The sequence below is a fragment of the Paenibacillus sp. FSL M7-1414 genome (genome assembly GCF_038003195.1).
Classification (GTDB): domain Bacteria; phylum Bacillota; class Bacilli; order Paenibacillales; family Paenibacillaceae; genus Paenibacillus; species Paenibacillus amylolyticus.
The window spans coordinates 6,195,147-6,213,481 of the sequence record NZ_JBBOOS010000001.1 but is presented as its reverse complement, the minus strand read 5'-3'; the positions used below and the strand labels follow the sequence as shown (position 1 = coordinate 6,213,481).

Annotated in this window: 12 protein-coding genes; 11 read left to right on the top strand and 1 reads right to left on the bottom strand. The window is 47.4% G+C overall.

Features of this window, described 5'->3' with window-relative positions; translation table 11 throughout:
• The first annotated feature begins 381 nt into the window (after positions 1 to 381).
• From hpf to MHH92_RS27210, 4 genes are all read left to right on the top strand, one after another.
• Entirely contained in the window at positions 382 to 945 is a 564-nt protein-coding gene (gene hpf, locus MHH92_RS27225; RefSeq protein ID WP_017691993.1) for a ribosome hibernation-promoting factor, HPF/YfiA family, read from the top strand.
• Between the two features lie 787 nt (positions 946 to 1,732).
• Entirely contained in the window at positions 1,733 to 4,237 is a 2,505-nt protein-coding gene (gene secA, locus MHH92_RS27220) for a preprotein translocase subunit SecA (protein ID WP_340907192.1), read from the top strand.
• Between the two features lie 440 nt (positions 4,238 to 4,677).
• A protein-coding gene (gene prfB, locus MHH92_RS27215) for a peptide chain release factor 2 (RefSeq protein ID WP_340907191.1) occupies positions 4,678 to 5,791 on the top strand; the annotation gives its coding sequence in 2 pieces (ribosomal slippage) (positions 4,678 to 4,749 and positions 4,751 to 5,791; 1,113 coding nt in all).
• 132 nt (positions 5,792 to 5,923) lie between these two features.
• Positions 5,924 to 6,832, top strand: coding sequence for a YitT family protein (locus MHH92_RS27210; protein ID WP_340907190.1), 909 nt, complete (start codon positions 5,924 to 5,926; stop codon positions 6,830 to 6,832).
• A 134-nt stretch (positions 6,833 to 6,966) separates the two neighbouring features.
• Here the strand turns inward: MHH92_RS27210 and cls are convergent, their stop codons facing one another.
• Entirely contained in the window at positions 6,967 to 8,415 is a 1,449-nt protein-coding gene (cls, locus tag MHH92_RS27205) for a cardiolipin synthase (protein ID WP_076254073.1), read from the bottom strand.
• Positions 8,416 to 8,745: 330 nt separating this feature from the next.
• Between cls and argC the strand changes: the two genes are divergently transcribed.
• The 7 genes from argC (at position 8,746) to argH (ending at position 18,187) form a co-directional block, all read left to right on the top strand.
• Positions 8,746 to 9,795, top strand: a complete 1,050-nt coding sequence (gene argC / locus MHH92_RS27200; protein ID WP_036612448.1) for an N-acetyl-gamma-glutamyl-phosphate reductase — start codon at positions 8,746 to 8,748, stop codon at positions 9,793 to 9,795.
• Positions 9,796 to 9,927: 132 nt separating this feature from the next.
• Positions 9,928 to 11,166 carry a bifunctional glutamate N-acetyltransferase/amino-acid acetyltransferase ArgJ gene (gene argJ, locus MHH92_RS27195; RefSeq protein WP_445744688.1) on the top strand — a complete coding sequence of 413 codons (1,239 nt, stop codon included), beginning with the start codon at positions 9,928 to 9,930 and terminating at the stop codon, positions 11,164 to 11,166.
• A 335-nt stretch (positions 11,167 to 11,501) separates the two neighbouring features.
• Positions 11,502 to 12,341, top strand: coding sequence for an acetylglutamate kinase (gene argB, locus MHH92_RS27190; RefSeq protein ID WP_100528444.1), 840 nt, complete (start codon positions 11,502 to 11,504; stop codon positions 12,339 to 12,341).
• 356 nt (positions 12,342 to 12,697) lie between these two features.
• The gene (locus MHH92_RS27185) at positions 12,698 to 13,951 is read left to right on the top strand and encodes an aspartate aminotransferase family protein (protein WP_340907189.1); all 1,254 of its coding nucleotides are present in this window, start codon (positions 12,698 to 12,700) and stop codon (positions 13,949 to 13,951) included.
• Between the two features lie 198 nt (positions 13,952 to 14,149).
• Positions 14,150 to 15,115 (top strand): ornithine carbamoyltransferase, encoded by a 966-nt coding sequence (argF, locus tag MHH92_RS27180; RefSeq protein ID WP_047840650.1) that lies wholly within the window; start codon positions 14,150 to 14,152, stop codon positions 15,113 to 15,115.
• Between the two features lie 325 nt (positions 15,116 to 15,440).
• Positions 15,441 to 16,676, top strand: a complete 1,236-nt coding sequence (locus tag MHH92_RS27175) for an argininosuccinate synthase (protein WP_017692004.1) — start codon at positions 15,441 to 15,443, stop codon at positions 16,674 to 16,676.
• A gap of 107 nt (positions 16,677 to 16,783) precedes the next feature.
• Entirely contained in the window at positions 16,784 to 18,187 is a 1,404-nt protein-coding gene (gene argH, locus MHH92_RS27170; RefSeq protein WP_036612430.1) for an argininosuccinate lyase, read from the top strand.
• Positions 18,188 to 18,335 lie beyond the last annotated feature (148 nt).

The following is an 18,335-nucleotide window of genomic DNA, read 5'->3' as shown; positions in this document are numbered from 1 at the left end:
ACCAAATTGAATTATCGCTAGCATCAGACTCCGGTACTTTCCGGGGTCTTTTTTTGTTCTAATAGATTCGAGATTTGAGGATCATCCTAGACACATGATTCTAGTGAATTTAATAGATTCAAGAGATAGATTGAAGTTCATTTTACATATTAGATTGAGCAGGCTCAAAATGGGTTAATTACATCATCAAGCGCCTAATAATTCATACCAAGTAAATATTCGATTATGGCTGAATATGATGAAATATCGCGAAATATGGCGTTATGCCTACGTTGGCAGATGTGGCTTGAACAGATGTCATTATTCGGTCACCGGGAGTTTTTACATGGCGCTTACATTCGTGTTATAATGAAGTGGCAAAGGAAAAAGGAGGAGTGCCCTATGAATTTAAGTATTCGAGGTCAACAAATCGAGGTTACTGATGCTTTGAAGGATTATGTCGACAAAAAGTTGAGTAGACTCGAGAAGTATTTCGATGCACCCCTTAACTCTGACGGTGCTGTTACATTGAGCACGACGAGAGGTTTGCATACGGTAGAGGTGACGATCCCTTTGAAAGGCATTGTGCTCCGCGCCGAGGATGAGAGCGACGATATGTACGCATCCATTGACTCCGTGGTGGACAAGCTGGAACGTCAGATCCGCAAACACAAAACAAAAATTAACCGTAAGTTTCGCCAGGAAGGTAGCCTGAAAACACTCTTCGTTGAAGATCCAACAGGTACTGTGGCTACAGCTGAACTGGATGCGGACACGGATGACGATGATTTTGAAGTCGTACGGACGAAACGCTTTATGTTGAAACCAATGGACGTGGAAGAGGCAATCCTCCAAATGAACATGGTTGGTCACAATTTCTTCGTATTCTCCAACATTGACAGTGAAGAAGTTAGCGTAGTTTACAAACGGAACGATGGTAAGTACGGATTGATCGAACAAGGTTAATCTTAAGGTATAGGATCATCGGATCGGATTTGCGTATGAATATCTAATAATAATGAAGACAGGGACTGTAGTTTCCTGGATTGGACTTAACAAGAGCTTCCATCCCTTAGGGGATGGGGCTCTTTTGTGCGTAGAGAAGCTGGGAAATGACCTTTGGAAATAAAATGGTGAAACTATTCCCTATGCTGCTGCGTCTAATAGATAGTAAGAAGAAGCACAAACTGTAAAAGTTTACTGCCAGATTCCGATGCTTACGAAAATATTCGTACGCCTACATTCGAGAACTGGATATGAGATTTTCATCCAAATTTACCATCAAAATTCGTTGACAGAGCTGTCTAGCCTGCAAAACGAAACATGATAATCGAACGCTTCCGCTAACGACTATGATTTTTTGCACTTAAACTCCATTTGATATGTCTCATAAGTTCAAAGAAGTGTGCCGTGGCGTGTTGCGGCGGCCCTTACAAACTGTTACAATTTATGCAAAGAGAATCATTGTCCTGATGAGGAATTGTCAACGAATGATCGCTAATCACAATCAATGACAGGCACAGCACCATGAACATGATTCGCAAGGCTCGGGCTTCGGCTAGTTTTTAATAACCGAATCCATTTGAATACCGAATCAGCTTCATGAGGAACCCTTGGCAAGCCTGGAGTTGATTCATCCATATTACTTTTTATATTGTTTGTCACCCCCGGGCAAGTGGATGCAACATCCATCCGATGGTGTCGCGTGGCGGCAACAGGGGGTCTATTCTGTTTTGCACGAAAGGGGTATACCATGCTAGGACTTGTCAAAAAGATCTTCGGCGACATGAATGAACGTGATGTTAAACGTCTGATGAAGACGGTCGATGTGATCAATAAACTGGAACCACAATTTCAGGCGTTGTCTGATGAACAACTGAAAGGTAAAACGGACGAATACCGTGCTCGTATTGAAAAGGGAGAAACAACAGATGAGCTCCTTCCAGAGGCATTTGCAACCGTACGTGAGGCATCACGTCGTGTACTGGGCAAACGTCACTACGATGTACAGATGCTTGGCGGTATCGCTCTGCATGAAGGCCGTATTTCCGAGATGAAAACGGGTGAAGGTAAAACGCTGGTAGGAACACTTCCGGTATATCTGAACGCGTTGATGTCCAAAGGTGTACACGTGGTCACGGTCAATGACTATTTGGCACAACGGGATAGCCAGGAAATGGGACAAATCTATGAATTCATGGGCATGTCGGTAGGGGTTAACCTGAGCGGTATGGACCATGCTTTGAAACAACATGCGTATGCATGTGATATTACGTACGGAACGAACAATGAGTTTGGTTTTGACTATCTGCGTGACAACATGGTGCTGTACAAAGAGCAAATGGTACAACGTCCATTGTTCTTCTGTATCATTGATGAAGTAGACTCCATCCTGGTCGATGAGGCGCGTACGCCACTCATTATCTCCGGACAAGCTCAGAAATCGACGGACATGTACTATGCAGCAGATCGTTTTGTGAAACGTTTGGTGCCGGAAGAAGACTTTACGGTAGACATTAAGGTGAAATCCGTAGCGTTGACTGAGGCGGGCGTGGCAAAAGCAGAGAAAGCATTTGGTATCGAGAACTTGTATGATCATGCCAATGTAACTCTCAACCATCACATTGTACAGGGCTTGAAAGCAAATGCAATCATGCGTCGTGACGTGGATTATGTGGTCAGTGATGAAGAAGTTATGATCGTCGATGAATTCACAGGTCGTCTGATGTCTGGACGTCGTTACAGTGATGGATTGCACCAAGCGATTGAAGCCAAAGAAGGCATTGAAGTACAAAACGAGAGCATGACGCTTGCTACGATTACCTTCCAGAACTATTTCCGGATGTACCGTAAACTTGCGGGTATGACGGGTACAGCGAAAACCGAGGAAGAAGAGTTCAAAAAAATCTACGGTCTCGAAGTACTGCAAATTCCAACCAACCGTCCAAACAAACGCGATGACATGGCAGATGTCGTGTACAAGAGCATCGATGGCAAGTTCAATGCCGTCGTAGAAGAGATCGTGGCACGCCACAGTAAGAATCAACCGATTCTGGTTGGTACAGTGTCCATTGAGAACTCTGAACGCCTGTCTGACATGCTTAAGCGCCGTGGTGTCAAACACCAGGTACTGAACGCCAAGTACCACGCGGAAGAAGCAGAGATCATCTCAGGAGCTGGTCAAGCGGGTGCAGTAACGATTGCAACCAACATGGCTGGACGGGGTACGGATATTATCTTGGGTGAAGGTGTAGCTGAAGTAGGCGGCCTACATATCATCGGTACAGAGCGTCACGAATCACGCCGGATTGATAATCAGCTGCGTGGTCGTGCAGGACGTCAAGGTGACCCGGGTTCAACACAATTTTACCTGTCACTGGGTGATGAATTGATGAGACGTTTCGGTGCAGATAATGTATTGAACATGATGGAGCGTCTTGGTTTTGAAGAAGACCAACCGATCGAGAGCCGGATGATTACCCGTGCAGTAGAATCAGCGCAGAAGCGTGTTGAAGGTAACAACTTTGACGTGCGTAAAGTCGTTCTCCAATATGATGATGTCATGAACCAACAACGTGAAATTATCTATAAACAGCGCCGCGAGGTACTGGAGTCCGAAAATATCAAACAGATCGTTATGGATATGATCAAACCTTCCATTGAACGTATCGTTGAAGCACATTGTAGTGACGATATCCCGGAAAACTGGGAGCTTCAGGAAGTTGCTGATTACATGAACAGCAAATTGCTGGACGATGGTTCCATAACTAAAGATGATCTGTGGGGTAAGGAAGCAGAAGAGATCATCGAGTTCCTGTTCACGAAAGTTCAGAACAAGTACAATGCACGTGAAGAGCGAATTGGCGAAGAGATGGTTCGTGAGTTCGAGAAAGTGGTTGTGCTCCGTGCAGTAGACAGCAAGTGGATGGATCATATTGATGCAATGGATCAATTGCGTCAAGGTATCCACCTTCGTGCCTACGGCGGTACAGATCCACTGCGTGAGTACCAGTTCGAAGGCTTCGAGATGTTCCATCAAATGATCGCTTCGATTCAAGAAGAAGTAGCGACTTATGTGATGAGAGCACAGATCGAGAGCAATCAGGAGCGTCAAGCGGTTGTTGAGGAAAGTCAGATCTCGACAAGTGGTGAACCTGCTGAGAAACGTCCAGTGAAGGTTTCTGACCAAATCGGACGTAACGATCCATGCCCATGCGGTAGTGGTAAGAAGTTCAAACACTGCCACGGTCAAGAGTAGAGCGATGGTTTTTATATACACTATAGTGTAATAAGTTGAACCTTGATTTTACACCATAACGGAGAGTGCAGAAGCAATCTGAAGAAGCGGAGCGTTCGCCTTTATCCCCGGATTTTTCCCTTGTAAGAGGGAATCAAGAAAATCTGGGGATAAGAGCGATCGGAAGATGCTGCTGTAATCGGAGTAACAGGTGTAACATGAATGAGGTCAACTTAGATAGCATGACATGAATGGCTCCTTGCAGCCGGGTATTCCATAGGATGAAGTGAAGGATGCAAAACCGATTAATGGTGCATAGTTATAATAATATGACCATGATCACGGGGAAGAGATATACTGATACAACAGTAGTCTCAACACCAGGGTTACGCATCGGATACTTGATCTGGAGGAATGCCCTGGATGCGGGGAGCTTATCTTAATGAAAAGAGGAATTGCACATGATCGATCCAAACGTGAAGCATGACCTGCGTGAAATAGGCAAAAAACTAACAAACCTTAGGGGGTCTCTTTGACTTAGATCTGAAGCAAGAGATGATCGGCAACTTCGAAGTGAAGATGTCTGCTCCGGATTTCTGGGATGATAGTGACAAGGCGCAATCCGTAATCTCTGAGCTAAATGCGGTGAAGGGATCTGTGGATCAATACACCAAACTCCAACAGGACTATGATGATGCGGTGATGATGGTAGAACTGGCTGACGAGGAAGGCGACGAAGACCTCGCTGCAGAGATCGGTAGAAGCGTCACAGCGATCGTGAGCAAGGTGGCAGAGTTCGAACTTCAGCTGCTCCTGAACCAGCCGTATGATAAGATGGATGCCATTCTAGAGCTTCATCCGGGGGCAGGTGGTACCGAGTCACAGGACTGGGGACAGATGTTACTCCGGATGTACACACGTTGGTCCGAGAAGCGTGGCTTCAAGGTTGAGGTGCTGGATTATCTGCCAGGAGATGAGGCGGGGATCAAGAGTGTCACGCTATCGATCAAGGGGCACAATGCTTATGGTTATCTGAAAGCCGAGAAGGGTGTACACCGACTGGTGCGGATCTCTCCTTTTGACTCATCGGGCCGTAGGCATACTTCCTTCGTATCATGTGATGTGGTTCCTGAGATTGATGATACGATTGAATTGGACATTCGAACAGAGGATCTCAAGATTGATACCTACCGTGCGAGTGGCGCGGGTGGACAGCATATCAATACCACCGACTCAGCCGTGCGGATTACCCACCTTCCGACAGGTGTAGTTGTAACGTGTCAGAATGAACGTTCACAGATCAAGAACCGTGAGCGGGCGATGAAGATGCTTCGTTCGAAATTGTATGAGCGTAAAATTGAAGAGCAAAAACAACAGCTGGATGAAATCCGAGGAGATCAGTCGGATATTTCATGGGGTAGCCAGATTCGCTCCTATGTGTTCCATCCCTATAGTATGGTAAAGGATCACCGTACAAGCGTAGAGACTGGAAATACAGGGGCAGTAATGGACGGCGACCTCGATGCATTCATCGATGGTTATTTGCGTAGCCAGATTAAAGTAGAAACCGATTAATATAAGTTCCTGTATGGACCCATACGTGTAGGCGTATGCTGGTGTATACGGGAGCTTTTTTTTGAATGATTTTATAGGATAGAAAAAATGAGCGAACAACTGATCAGTCACATAAAAGGAGAGCACGAGAACATGCAACAACGATCACAACTTCACAATAATCGCAAAAAGAGGATAACTAGCCTCATTCCACTCAATGGTCCATGGAGAAACGTCGTGGATACGGTATCTATCATTTTAGGTTCGTTTTTAATTGCCGTGGCCTTTAATTTATTTTTATTACCGAATCAGATTGCTTCGGGTGGGGTGTCCGGGTTATCGATCCTGGGCAAGGAGTGGCTTAATTGGGAGCCGGCATATACCCAATGGGCAATTAATATCCCACTTTTGATTGCGGGTTTCCTGCTTATTGGTAAGCAGTATGGAATTCGTTCAGTACTGGGCAGTATTGTCCTGCCACTGTTAGTCTATCTCACGAAGGATTGGGCCATTCCAACAACGAATCCGCTACTTGGTTCACTGTATGGTGGGATTGGCGTTGGTTTAGGGATTGGAATTGTATACCGAGGTAGAGGATCAACAGGTGGCATGAGCATTCTTGCCAGAATCGTACAGAAATTCAGCGGACTGAGTTATTCTCTTTGTGTCGTAATTATGGATGCTACGGTTATTATTATGGCTGCTTTTGTATTGTCATTGGAACAGTCTCTCTATGCACTAATTGGGTTGTATGTTACCGGTAAAGTGATCGATGCCGTTGAGATGGGCCTAGGCTTTTCCAAGGTGGCTTATATTATCTCCAACCAGACCGAAGCGATTAGCAAAGTGATTCTGGATGACTTGGATCGTGGATTAACAAAGCTGGAAGCCAAAGGTGGTTACACCGATGATCAACGAACAGTACTGATGGTCGTGGTTGGGCAAAATGAGGTACCAAGACTTAAAGCGTTGATCCGGTCTGTGGACCCGGGAGCATTTGTCATTATCAGTAACGCGCATGAAGTGCTTGGTGAAGGTTTTAAGCGGGGAGAACATGTGTGAACGGTGTGAAAAATAGCAAGTGAGCCGTGTAGGGCTCATACGTTTGGATGTTCAAGACAAGAAAAAAACAGGCACATCCTTCTCCAAAATGACGGGAGAGGATGTGCCTGTTTTTTTACTATAAATATTGACCGCTACAAAATCGGAGATAGCAGACGGGAAATGGCTTCTTTGAAGCGGATAATGAAACTGCGTTTTTGGTATTCATCGAGCGTCATTTCCCGCGATACATGCAGGTCGTGCTCAAAGGTTTGTACAAGTGCTGTCGCAATCGCTTCATCATACATAAAGGCATTAACCTCAAAGTTTAACCGGAAACTGCGGTAGTCAATATTGGCGGTTCCCACGGATGCAACCAAACTGTCAATGATAAGTGTTTTGGCATGAATGAAGCCATTATCATATATAAATACTTTGGCGCCCACCTTCAACAACTCACCAATATAAGATAACGTAGCCCAATATACAAAGGCGTGGTCGGGTTTATTTGGAATCATGATGCGAACATCAATGCCGGACAGACACGCGAGACGAATAGCTTCGAATACACTGGCATCCGGGATAAAATAAGGCGTTTGAATCAGAATCGATTGTTTGGCCCCATTAATCATCTTGAGGTAACTGTTCTTGATATGCTCAGTCTCTGCATCCGGTCCACTGGAGACAATCTGCATGGCAATCTTTCCTGTACCCTCGATATGAGGGAAATGCGCCGGAACATAAGGTGTGTCGTGTTGTTTGGACGCTTCATTCCAATCCAGGAGAAAACGGGTCTGCAGAGCATGAACGGCATTCCCTTGAATGCGCAGATGTGTGTCACGCCAGTAACCGAATTTCGAGTTCAAGCCAAGATACTCATCTCCAACGTTAAATCCGCCCGTGTACCCCAGGTTACCATCGATGATGACAATCTTTCGGTGGTTCCGGTAGTTCATACGTAAGTTGATCAGACTGAATTTGGAGGGGAAAAAGACTTCAACCAAACCGCCTGCTTCGCGCAATTCTTTGAAAAAGCGTTTTGATACCCGCCGTGATCCGAGCGCGTCATACAGCAAACGAACTTTGATGCCTTCCCGCGCTTTGCGGATGAGTGCATCTCGAATTCTTTTGCCCAGACGGTCGCCTCTATAAATGTAGTATTGTACGTGCACGTGATCCTGAGCCGCTTCGATGTCATCCAAGAGCCGCTGGAATTTATCTGTTCCATCCGTAATGATCTCGACCGCATTATCTTCCGTCACCAGAGCACCGTTCTGCTTCAGGTTCATATAGATCATGTCCTGGCTAGTCTCGGTTGCTTGGTTGCGGAAAGGTGTGCGGTTATCGTGCAACTGCGTGAGCTGGGCTTCAATACGTTCCTCTAGCCCGAGCTTCTTACGTTCTTTCCACTGGAAAAGCCGGTATCGGGTCAGGTTCTGACCGGTTAAAAGATAAAGTACAAACCCAAACACTGGAATAAAGTTCAAGACGAGCAGCCAAGCCCATGAAGCGCTGGCATCCTTCCGTTCGAAGAAAACGACTGCTGCCGCAAAAATAATATTCAGGCCAAGGAGTACAATAAGTAAAATGGATTCGATATGCACTATAGTCCCCCACGTCTCATAATGACCATCATGAATCTATTCATATGTCCTTGGTAGCAGGTTAGTTATGAATGAGACCCTGATTGTAATGTTTCCTACTAATACGTATTTTAACAGATGTATACCTATTCGTCCCGGATGAGAAAAAAAGATATGTTCGGATTGGATGAAAATCCATGTGAAATTGATGATAGAGTGTTGTATTTATATAACCAGAGTCGTATAATAATACACAAATATGCATATAAGCGACGGAATTGCTGTGTTCAAGTATCCTTCAGGCAAGGACATAGCACAAGTAGCGCATACATCGAGATTGGGGGAGCGAGAGTGAATAACAAATTAAAAGTAGCAATCGTCGGTTCCACCGGCTACGGCGGGGTGGAGCTGATTCGTTTTTTCCAGAACCATCCGCTGGTTGAAATCACATCGGTGATCTCATCATCGAGCAGTGGTGAGTCCATCGCAGATGGATTTCCGCATTTGACGGGCGTGATTCACAGGCCACTCGACGGTGTAGATCCGGCTGAAATTGCGAGTCGTGCGGATCTGGTATTCACAGCGACCCCGTCCGGCGTAAGTGCTAAGCTCGTACCAAGCCTGCTGGCAGCAGGACTTAAGGTGATTGACCTGTCTGGCGATTTCAGACTTAAGGATGGAACAGTGTACGAAGAGTGGTACAAACATCCGGCGCCTCCAGCTGATTTGCTGGAACAAGCGGTATACGGCATGGCTGAGGTGTATGGCGAAGAAGTGAAGGGGCAGAATTTTATATCCAACCCAGGTTGTTATCCAACGGCTACACTTCTTGGACTGATCCCTGCAGTAGAGGCAGGCTGGATTGATCCTTCAACTATTATTATTGATGCCAAATCGGGCGTATCCGGTGCAGGACGTGGAACCCATCTGTCGTACCATTATGCAGAGATGAACGAGAATCTCAAAGCCTATAAACTGAATAAACATCAACATATTCCCGAGATCGAACAAGTGCTTGGCAATATAACGGGAACGCCTGTTACAGTTACCTTCACAACACATCTGGTGCCAATGACACGTGGAATTATGAGTACGATGTATGCAAACCTCGTTGGGGAACACAGCGACCGGGAGATCGTGGATTTGTACCGCAAATATTATGAGAACCGACCTTTCGTACGTGTACGTGAACCGGGCATCTGGCCTTCTACCAAAGAAGTGTACGGATCCAACTATTGTGATATCGGATTTGCGGTGGATCCTCGCACAGGGCGTTTAACGATTATTTCGGTCATCGACAACCTGGTGAAGGGTGCTTCCGGGCAAGCGATTCAAAATATGAACCTGATGATGGGATGGGAGGAGAACCTCGGGCTGAACATGACACCGGTATATCCATAAGAGATGGAATTCAAGAAGAGCATTGGAACAATGGACGTAAGAGTGCATTCTTGGAGTTAACTTAGGGAGATCGGATCAGGGTTAAGCAGGCGGATCATCGGCATATAGCTGAACGCATACGGGGGATATGATATGGGAACGAATGTGGAGCAACAGAAATTTACCGTGGTTGAGAACGGAACAATTGTAACCCCTGGGGGATTCACTGCTGGTGGACTTCACTGCGGATTGAAAAAGACATCTCGCAATGACATCGGAGCGATCCGCTGTGATGTACCGGCTACAGCTGCTGCTGTATACACGACGAACGTGTTTCAGGCGGCACCACTCAAAGTAACGCGCGAAAGCTTGAGCAACGGACGCCTTCAGGCTGTTATCGTTAACAGTGGTAATGCCAATGCATGTACAGGGCAACAAGGGGAAGAAGATGCTTATGCGATGCGTTCGGCGGCTGCGCGTGAGTTGGGTGTGGCAGAAGAAGACGTGGCTGTGGCATCCACAGGAGTCATTGGGGAATTGCTCAAAATGGATGCTGTACATTCAGGCATTACTGGTCTTCCAGCGCATATGGGCAAGGAGTCGAATGAGGCGGAGCAATTTTCACAAGCGATTCTGACAACGGATTTGGTAAAAAAGGAAGCTTGCGTCTCCGTTATAGTTAACGGTAAGACGGTTACGATTGCGGGAGCCGCCAAAGGCTCGGGTATGATTCATCCGAATATGGCGACAATGCTCGCTTTCATGACCTCTGACGCGGTCATTGGTGCAGAAGCGTTGCAGCGCTTGCTCCGCCAGGCAACCAATCATACATTCAACATGATTACCGTAGATGGAGATACAAGTACAAACGACATGCTGGTAGCTATGTCCAGTGGTTATGCAGGCAATGAAGAGCTGACCACAGAGCATCCAGATTGGGACGCTTTTGCAGCCGGCTTCACCTATGTTTGCCAAGTGTTAGCCAAAGCCATTGCTCGCGATGGTGAAGGAGCAACCAAACTGGTCGAGGTAGAAGTTACAGGAGCAGTAAGTGATGAGTCCGCGCAAGCAATCGCGAAAACTGTCATCGGGTCCAGTCTGGTGAAATCCGCGATGTTTGGCGCAGACGCCAACTGGGGACGGATTATTGCAGCCGTAGGGCGTGCAGGACAGCCGGTGAACCCGGATACCGTAGATATCCGTTTGGGAGATATCTCGGTACTTGCGCAGTCCCGCCCAGTCGTGTTTGACGAAGAAGCGGCATTGGCCTATTTGCAGACTGATACAGTTCGCATCGTGGTGGATTTGCACCACGGCGAAGGAACAGCAACAGCCTGGGGCTGTGACCTGACGTATGACTACGTCCGAATTAACGCCGCATACCGCACTTAATAAATCTTTGGATAAAGGTTTTGCGAAACAGCTGTCTTCTATTGTGAAGCTGTTTCGTGAGATGTTTCAAAAATTATCAATGAAATTTAAACTTGTTGTTTGGTGTTGGACATATAGCGATAGTAATGGAGAAGACGGAATTGATTCTGCAGAAGCGGAGCGGTCGCCTTTGTCTCCGGGTGTTCCCCTATATAGGGATAATTCAAGAAACCTGGAGACAACAGCGATCAAAAGAACAATCCGAATTCGGAATGGACTCCTACCAGCCTTTGTGACCTTATAAAAGTGTTATATTTTTTTGAATATAATTTTTACTATGATAGGAGCTTGCCCTCATGAATTCAACAATGCCAAACGAGAGTACCGCAACGGAAGCGAGCACAGAGAAACAGATGTTTGTCATGAAATGTGGAGGCAGCACGCTGGCGGCATTGCCCGAGTCTTTCTTTGCGGATCTGCGTGATCTGCAGTCTCAGGGCACGCAGCCGGTAATCGTGCATGGTGGAGGTCCTGCGATCTCGGATAACCTGGCGAAGCTTGGTATCGAAACCGAATTCGTTAATGGCCTGCGCAAAACGACTGAACCTGTGCTGGACGTAGTGGAGATGGTGCTTGCGGGCAGTATCAATAAACAGATCGTGCGCCTGATTCAGCGTGTGGGCGGTCGTGCACTAGGCTTGTCCGGCGTGGACGGGGGTCTTATTCAGGCGAAGCCCGTATCGAACCACGCAGAGATCGGTTGGGTAGGCGATGTCACTGGTGTGAACGCAGAGATTATCCAAGGCATCGTGAACATGGGATACATGCCGGTTATCGCACCGGTTGGCGTAGATGCAACTGGACAACGCTATAACATAAATGCAGATACAGCCGCCGGTGCAGTGGCGTCTCATCTCGGCGTGAGTCGGATGATTGTCGTGACCGACGTTCCAGGCATCATGAAGAACGTAGGCGGCGAGAAAAAAGTACTGCCATCCGTATCTGTACAAGAGATTGAGGACATGATCCAGACCGGAGAAATCTATGGTGGCATGATTCCCAAAGTGCGTGCAGCAATTGCATGTATTCATGGCCAAGTACGTGAGGTCGTCATCGTAGACGGCAGCGAACCCCAAATCCTGAGCCGAGTGCTCAGCGGAGAAATCATCGGAACAAGAATCATCCGTATGCAATAATTTGCTCGATACGCTAGGGTCTGAATAGCCGTATATTATATAAAAAAATATGTACACGATTTTTTTGTGAATCTGGGCATAACGCGATAACGGAAGAGTGCAGACCAATCTGAAGAAAAGACGCAAGAACGGAGAGGACAGAAATAACCTGAAGAAGCGAAGCGTGCGCCTTTATCCCCGGATTTCCACCTTTAAACAATTAATCAAAGAAATCCGGGGATAACAGCGATCGGAAGGTTGTTCTGTCATCGAAGTGGAAGTATGCATACGTTCGGAAGATGGACTGCAATCGAAGTGGTCTAGTGTTATGTTTATTCACCTTAGGCGTGTACCAACCAATAAGGAGTGATATGGTCATGGCAAAAGGCAACGAACAGCCAGGTTCTGGCACAGCGGTAGCGGGCGCAACAGCAACAGGTGCAGCCGCACAGACGGAAAGCTCGCTTTTCCAAACGTATGCGCGTTATCCAATCAGTCTGGTCAAAGGTAAAGGCAGCTGGTTGTGGGATGACCAGGGCAACCGTTATCTCGATTTTATGTGCGGACTCGCTGTAACTAGCTTGGGCCATGCACCGGAGAAAGTTGGAGCCAAGCTGAAAGCTCAGATTGATGAGTTGTGGCATGTGTCCAACTTGTTCCAGATTCCGGGCCAGGAGAAAGCAGCAGCATTGCTGACAGCCAATACGTGCGCTGATGCAGTGTTCTTCTGTAACAGTGGTGCCGAAGCGAATGAAGCAGCTATCAAAGTTGCACGTCGTTATCACCAAAAGGTGAAAGGCACAGATCGCTATGAAGTGATCACCTTTGCCCAGTCCTTCCATGGACGGACACTTGCTACACTGACAGCAACCGGACAGGATAAGGTGAAAGAAGGATTTTTGCCATTGCCAGCCGGATTTGTAACTGTACCTTTGCATGATATCCCTGCCCTTGAAACGGCAATTGGACCTAACACAGCAGCTATTATGCTGGAAATGGTTCAGGCCGAGGGTGGTGTATATCCGGTTGAACCGGAATTCGTCAAACATGTACGGAAATTGTGTGACGAGCACGGATTGTTGCTCATTGTTGATGAAGTACAGACCGGAATGGGACGTACAGGCAAACTATTCGCACACGAACATTATGGCATTGAGCCAGACGTGTTCACCGTTGCCAAAGGTATCGGCAGTGGTTTCCCTGTAGGCGCAATGCTGGGTAAAGGTTTCCTGCGGGATGCGTTCACGCCAGGTAGCCATGCGACGACATTTGGTGGAACACCACTAGCTTCATCCGTTGTGATCGCAACAATTGAAACAATGCTGGAAGATCGTTTGCCAGAGCGTGCAGCGGAGATGGGCGAATACCTGATGAGCTCCCTGCGGAATCGTTTGGCCGGCAATTCCTTTGTGAAGGAAGTTCGTGGCTTGGGATTGTTGGTCGGCATCGAATGTGCTGAGCCGGTAGGTGATATTGTGCTTGCTGGGCAAAAACGCGGTATTTTGTTCGTCTCTGCAGGACCTAATGTGATTCGTTTGCTTCCGAACCTGTATGTGAGCAAAGAAGAGATCGACGAGGCGGTATCCTTGGTAGCCACATTGATCGAAGAGCACGTAGCGGCGAAAGCCTAACATAAAAATGAAAACCTTTCTGTCTCGGGGCCATTACCGGCCTCGAAGCAGAACGAGATGATGAATCCCTGTAGCCGCGCGGTGAACTTGCAGAAGGCGGAAAAGAATAAACTTGAGAAGCACCAAGACAAGTGTCAATGTTGCTCTCTCTTCTGCCCATGCGGGTGCAGGGAACCGGAAATAAGGAGGACATTATACATGACAGCACAACAGACGGAAAAGATTCAGAAGATTGATCTGAGAGGCCGGGATTTTATCGAATTCACGGACTACACAGCAGAGGAAATTCGTTATCTGCTTGATCTCGCAATTGAGATTAAAGGCAAACAAAAAAGCGGTGTACCTTTTCAACCGTTGAAAGGTAAAACGATCGGACTTATTTTTGAAAAATCATCTACACGTACGCGTGTATCCTTTGAAGTGGGCATGTTCCAATTGGGCGGACACGCGCTTTTCCTGAGCAAAAATGATATCCAGCTGGGTCGTGGGGAAACAACACATGATACAGCCAAAGTATTGTCCCGCTACCTGGACGGCATCATGATCCGTACCTTTGGACACCATAATGTAACTGAACTGGCAGAGCATGCGGATGTTCCAGTTATTAACGGCCTGAGCGATGCAGCGCATCCTTGTCAGGTACTGGCAGACTTCCAAACGGTGCTGGAGCACAAAGGCAAGCTGGCAGGTCTGAAAATGGCCTACATCGGAGATGGCAACAACATGGCGCACTCCCTGATGCTCGGTGCAGCGAAGATGGGAATGCATGTTGCTGTAGCAACGCCAGAAGGTTATGAGCCGGATAGTGCAGTTGTGGAGCAGGCACGCATTATCGCACAGGAGAGCGGTTCTGAAGTGACTGTAACGTACAGTGCACAGGAAGCAGCCAAAGATGCAGATATCGTGTATACGGATGTATGGGCGAGCATGGGCTTTGAAGAAGAGCAGAAGATTCGGGAGCAGGCATTTGCGGCATATCAAGTGGACGAGGAACTGATGAAAGGCGCGAAGCCGGACTACATGTTCTTGCATTGTCTGCCAGCACACCGCGGCGAAGAAGTGAGTGCCGGTGTAATTGACGGACCGAACTCTCTGATCTTTGATCAGGCGGAGAATCGCTTGCATGCACAGAAAGCATTAATGGCTGCATTAATGAGCGAATAGATGCTATTTGCCTTTATGGGTTGATTTTAGGCGCAGATTTCGCGATGATAGATTCATCTATAATGTACTTTAAAAAGTTAATTAAATAAGAAGCATACACAAACACGGAGAGACAGAAAAAGCCTGAAGAAGCGAAGCGTGCACCTGAAAGCTTTCTGAAAGAAAGCTGCATCGGAAGCATAGGCTATCCCCGGATTTTACCCTTTGTCATAAAGGGATGAAAAAAATCTGGGGATAACAGTGATCGGAAGGATTTTCTGGCTCGTAGGATTCAGTGTATGAAGGCTCTGTTTAACTTAACTGATCTTGGGGAGGACCATCGAACATGGCTAAGGAAAAAATTGTACTCGCGTATTCAGGCGGGTTGGACACATCTGTAATTTTGAAATGGTTGAAAGAAACATATGATGCAGAGATTATCGCTTTCACAGCGGATATTGGACAAAAGGATGAATTGGACGGTTTGGAGGAAAAAGCACTGGCAACAGGCGCTTCCAAAGTATACATCGACGATCTGCGCGATGAATTCGCAAAAGATTTCATCTATCCGATGTTCCAGGCGGGTGCCCTCTATGAAGGACAATACCTGCTTGGTACAAGTATCGCTCGTCCACTGATCGCTAAACGTATGGTGGACATCGCTCGTGCAGAAGGGGCTACAGCCATTGCTCACGGTGCTACAGGTAAAGGTAATGACCAAGTTCGCTTTGAGTTGAACGCGGCTGCGCTGACACCAGACATTAACGTAATTGCACCTTGGCGTCTGGAAGAATTCCGTAACCAGTTCCCGGGACGTGCCGAGATGATCGCGTACGCTGAAAAACATGGTATTCCGGTAACCGCTTCTGCGGCTAAACCATACTCCACAGACCGTAACTTGCTGCATATCAGCTATGAGAGCGGTGTGCTCGAAGATCCTTGGTTCGATCCAAGTGCCGACGAGAACAAAGACATGTTCCTGCTGAGCAGTGCACCTGAAGATGCACCAGATCAAGCGGAATATGTTGAACTGGAATTCGAACAAGGTGACTGTGTTGCACTGAACGGTGAGCGCTTGAGCCCACTGCAAGTGATGGAGCAACTGAACGAGCTGGGTGGCAAACATGGTATTGGCCGTGTAGATATGGTTGAGAACCGTTTTGTTGGTATGAAGAGCCGTGGCGTATACGAAACACCAGGTGGAACAATCCTGTTCACCGCACATCGCAAAATGGAGTCCATCACGATGGACCGTGAAGTGATGAACCTGCGTGATAGCCTGATCACACGTTACAGCACACTCGTTTACAACGGCTTCTGGTTCGCACCGGAACGTCTGGCGCTGCAAGCACTGGTGACTGAAAGCCAGAAGAACGTTACAGGTACAGTTCGTGTGAAACTGTACAAAGGCAACATCATCGGCGCTGGCGTGAAAAGTCCTGTCAGCCTCTACAATCCGGACATCGCAACGATGGAAGCTGATCCAACGCAAGCCTACGATCAAGGTGATGCAACAGGCTTTATCCGCCTGAATGCACTGCGTTTGAAAGTAAACTCCGGCGTGGAGCAAAACAAAAACTAATTTCAACCTGCATATATAGAACTATATCAATATAAATGACAAGGCAGGCCGTTCTTGCACATCTGGCAGGAGCGGCTTTGTCCATGAGCGAAAGGGGAGTACTCACTGTGAGCAAGCTGTGGGGAGGACGTTTTACAAAACAAACCAATCATTTGGTTGAGGAATATACGGCATCGATCAATTTTGACAAGGCTTTGGCTGAGGAAGACATTCAGGGCAGTCTGGCCCATGTGACGATGCTGGGCAAATGCGGTATTCTTCCGGCGGAAGATGTAGAGACGATCAAAGAAGGTCTGATCACCGTTTTGCACAAAATCCGTGCAGGTGAAGTGGAATTCTCCGTATCGGACGAAGACATCCACATGAATATTGAGAAAAACCTGATCGAGACGATTGGTCCTGTAGGCGGTAAATTACATACAGGCCGTAGCCGGAACGATCAAGTTGCAACAGATATGCACCTATACCTGCGCGAACGCGTCGTTGGATTTGTAGGCATGCTGCATTCCTTGCAGGAAGCACTGATTGGACAAGCAAAAGATAACCTAGATACCATCGTACCGGGTTATACGCATCTTCAACGGGCACAGCCAATTCTGTTCGCACATCACCTGATGGCGTATGTATCCATGTTCCAACGGGATGCGGAGCGTCTGATGGACAGCTACAAACGCATTAACATCCTGCCACTGGGCGCAGGTGCGCTCGCGGGCACAACATTCCCGATTGACCGTCATTTTGTCGCGGAACAACTGGGCTTTGATGGCGTGTACGAGAACAGTCTGGACGCAGTAAGTGACCGTGACTTTATCGTTGAGTTCTTGGCGGCGGCTTCGCTGATCATGACTCACTTGTCCCGTCTGAGTGAAGAGCTGGTATTGTGGAGCAGCACGGAGTTTGGTTTTGTGGAATTGGACGACGCATTCTGCACAGGCAGCAGCATCATGCCACAGAAGAAAAACCCGGACGTTCCTGAACTCGTGCGTGGTAAAACAGGACGTGTGTACGGCAACCTGATCGGTTTGCTGACGGTACTGAAATCTCTTCCACTGGCATACAACAAAGACATGCAGGAAGACAAAGAAGGCATGTTTGACACAGTAGCGACGCTGGAGGGTGCGCTGCAACTGTTTGCTCCAATGATCGCGACAATGACAGTGAACAAGGATCGGATGCGTCAAGCGGTCAACCAGGATTTCTCCAACGCTACGGATATTGCCGACTTCCTCGTGGGAGAAGGCTTGCCTTTCCGTCAGGCGCATGAAGTGATTGGTAAAACGGTACTGTACTGCATCCAGAACAGCAAGTATTTGCTGGATCTGACGATTGATGAATTCCGTCAGTTCTCACCACTGTTTGATGACCGGATCTATGATGTGTTGCAACCGGAAGCGGTAGTGAACGCTCGTAATGTTTACGGCGGGACAGCTTCGGGTCAAGTTGCTGAAGCGATTGGACGCAGTGAGAAGGTACTGGAGATCACCGAGCAATGGATTACGAACCGCGGTTAATACCACCGCTACTATAAGGTAAACTTACAGATACAACAGTACAACACAAAGAAGCAGGCCAGAGAACTTTGTTCTCAACGGCCTGCTTCTTTGTGTTGTACAGCGATGTGCTCTAGATATATTGAACTCAACCGCGAACGGAAGGTAG

Coding starts and splice junctions, on each gene's coding strand:
- MHH92_RS27210 (WP_340907190.1), top strand. CDS start 5,924: ATGCAACAACGATCACAACTTCACAATAATCGCAAAAAGAGGATAACT.
- argF (WP_047840650.1), top strand. CDS start 14,150: ATGACAGCACAACAGACGGAAAAGATTCAGAAGATTGATCTGAGAGGC.
- argB (WP_100528444.1), top strand. CDS start 11,502: ATGAATTCAACAATGCCAAACGAGAGTACCGCAACGGAAGCGAGCACA.
- argJ (WP_445744688.1), top strand. CDS start 9,928: ATGGGAACGAATGTGGAGCAACAGAAATTTACCGTGGTTGAGAACGGA.
- MHH92_RS27175 (WP_017692004.1), top strand. CDS start 15,441: ATGGCTAAGGAAAAAATTGTACTCGCGTATTCAGGCGGGTTGGACACA.
- secA (WP_340907192.1), top strand. CDS start 1,733: ATGCTAGGACTTGTCAAAAAGATCTTCGGCGACATGAATGAACGTGAT.
- hpf (WP_017691993.1), top strand. CDS start 382: ATGAATTTAAGTATTCGAGGTCAACAAATCGAGGTTACTGATGCTTTG.
- MHH92_RS27185 (WP_340907189.1), top strand. CDS start 12,698: ATGGCAAAAGGCAACGAACAGCCAGGTTCTGGCACAGCGGTAGCGGGC.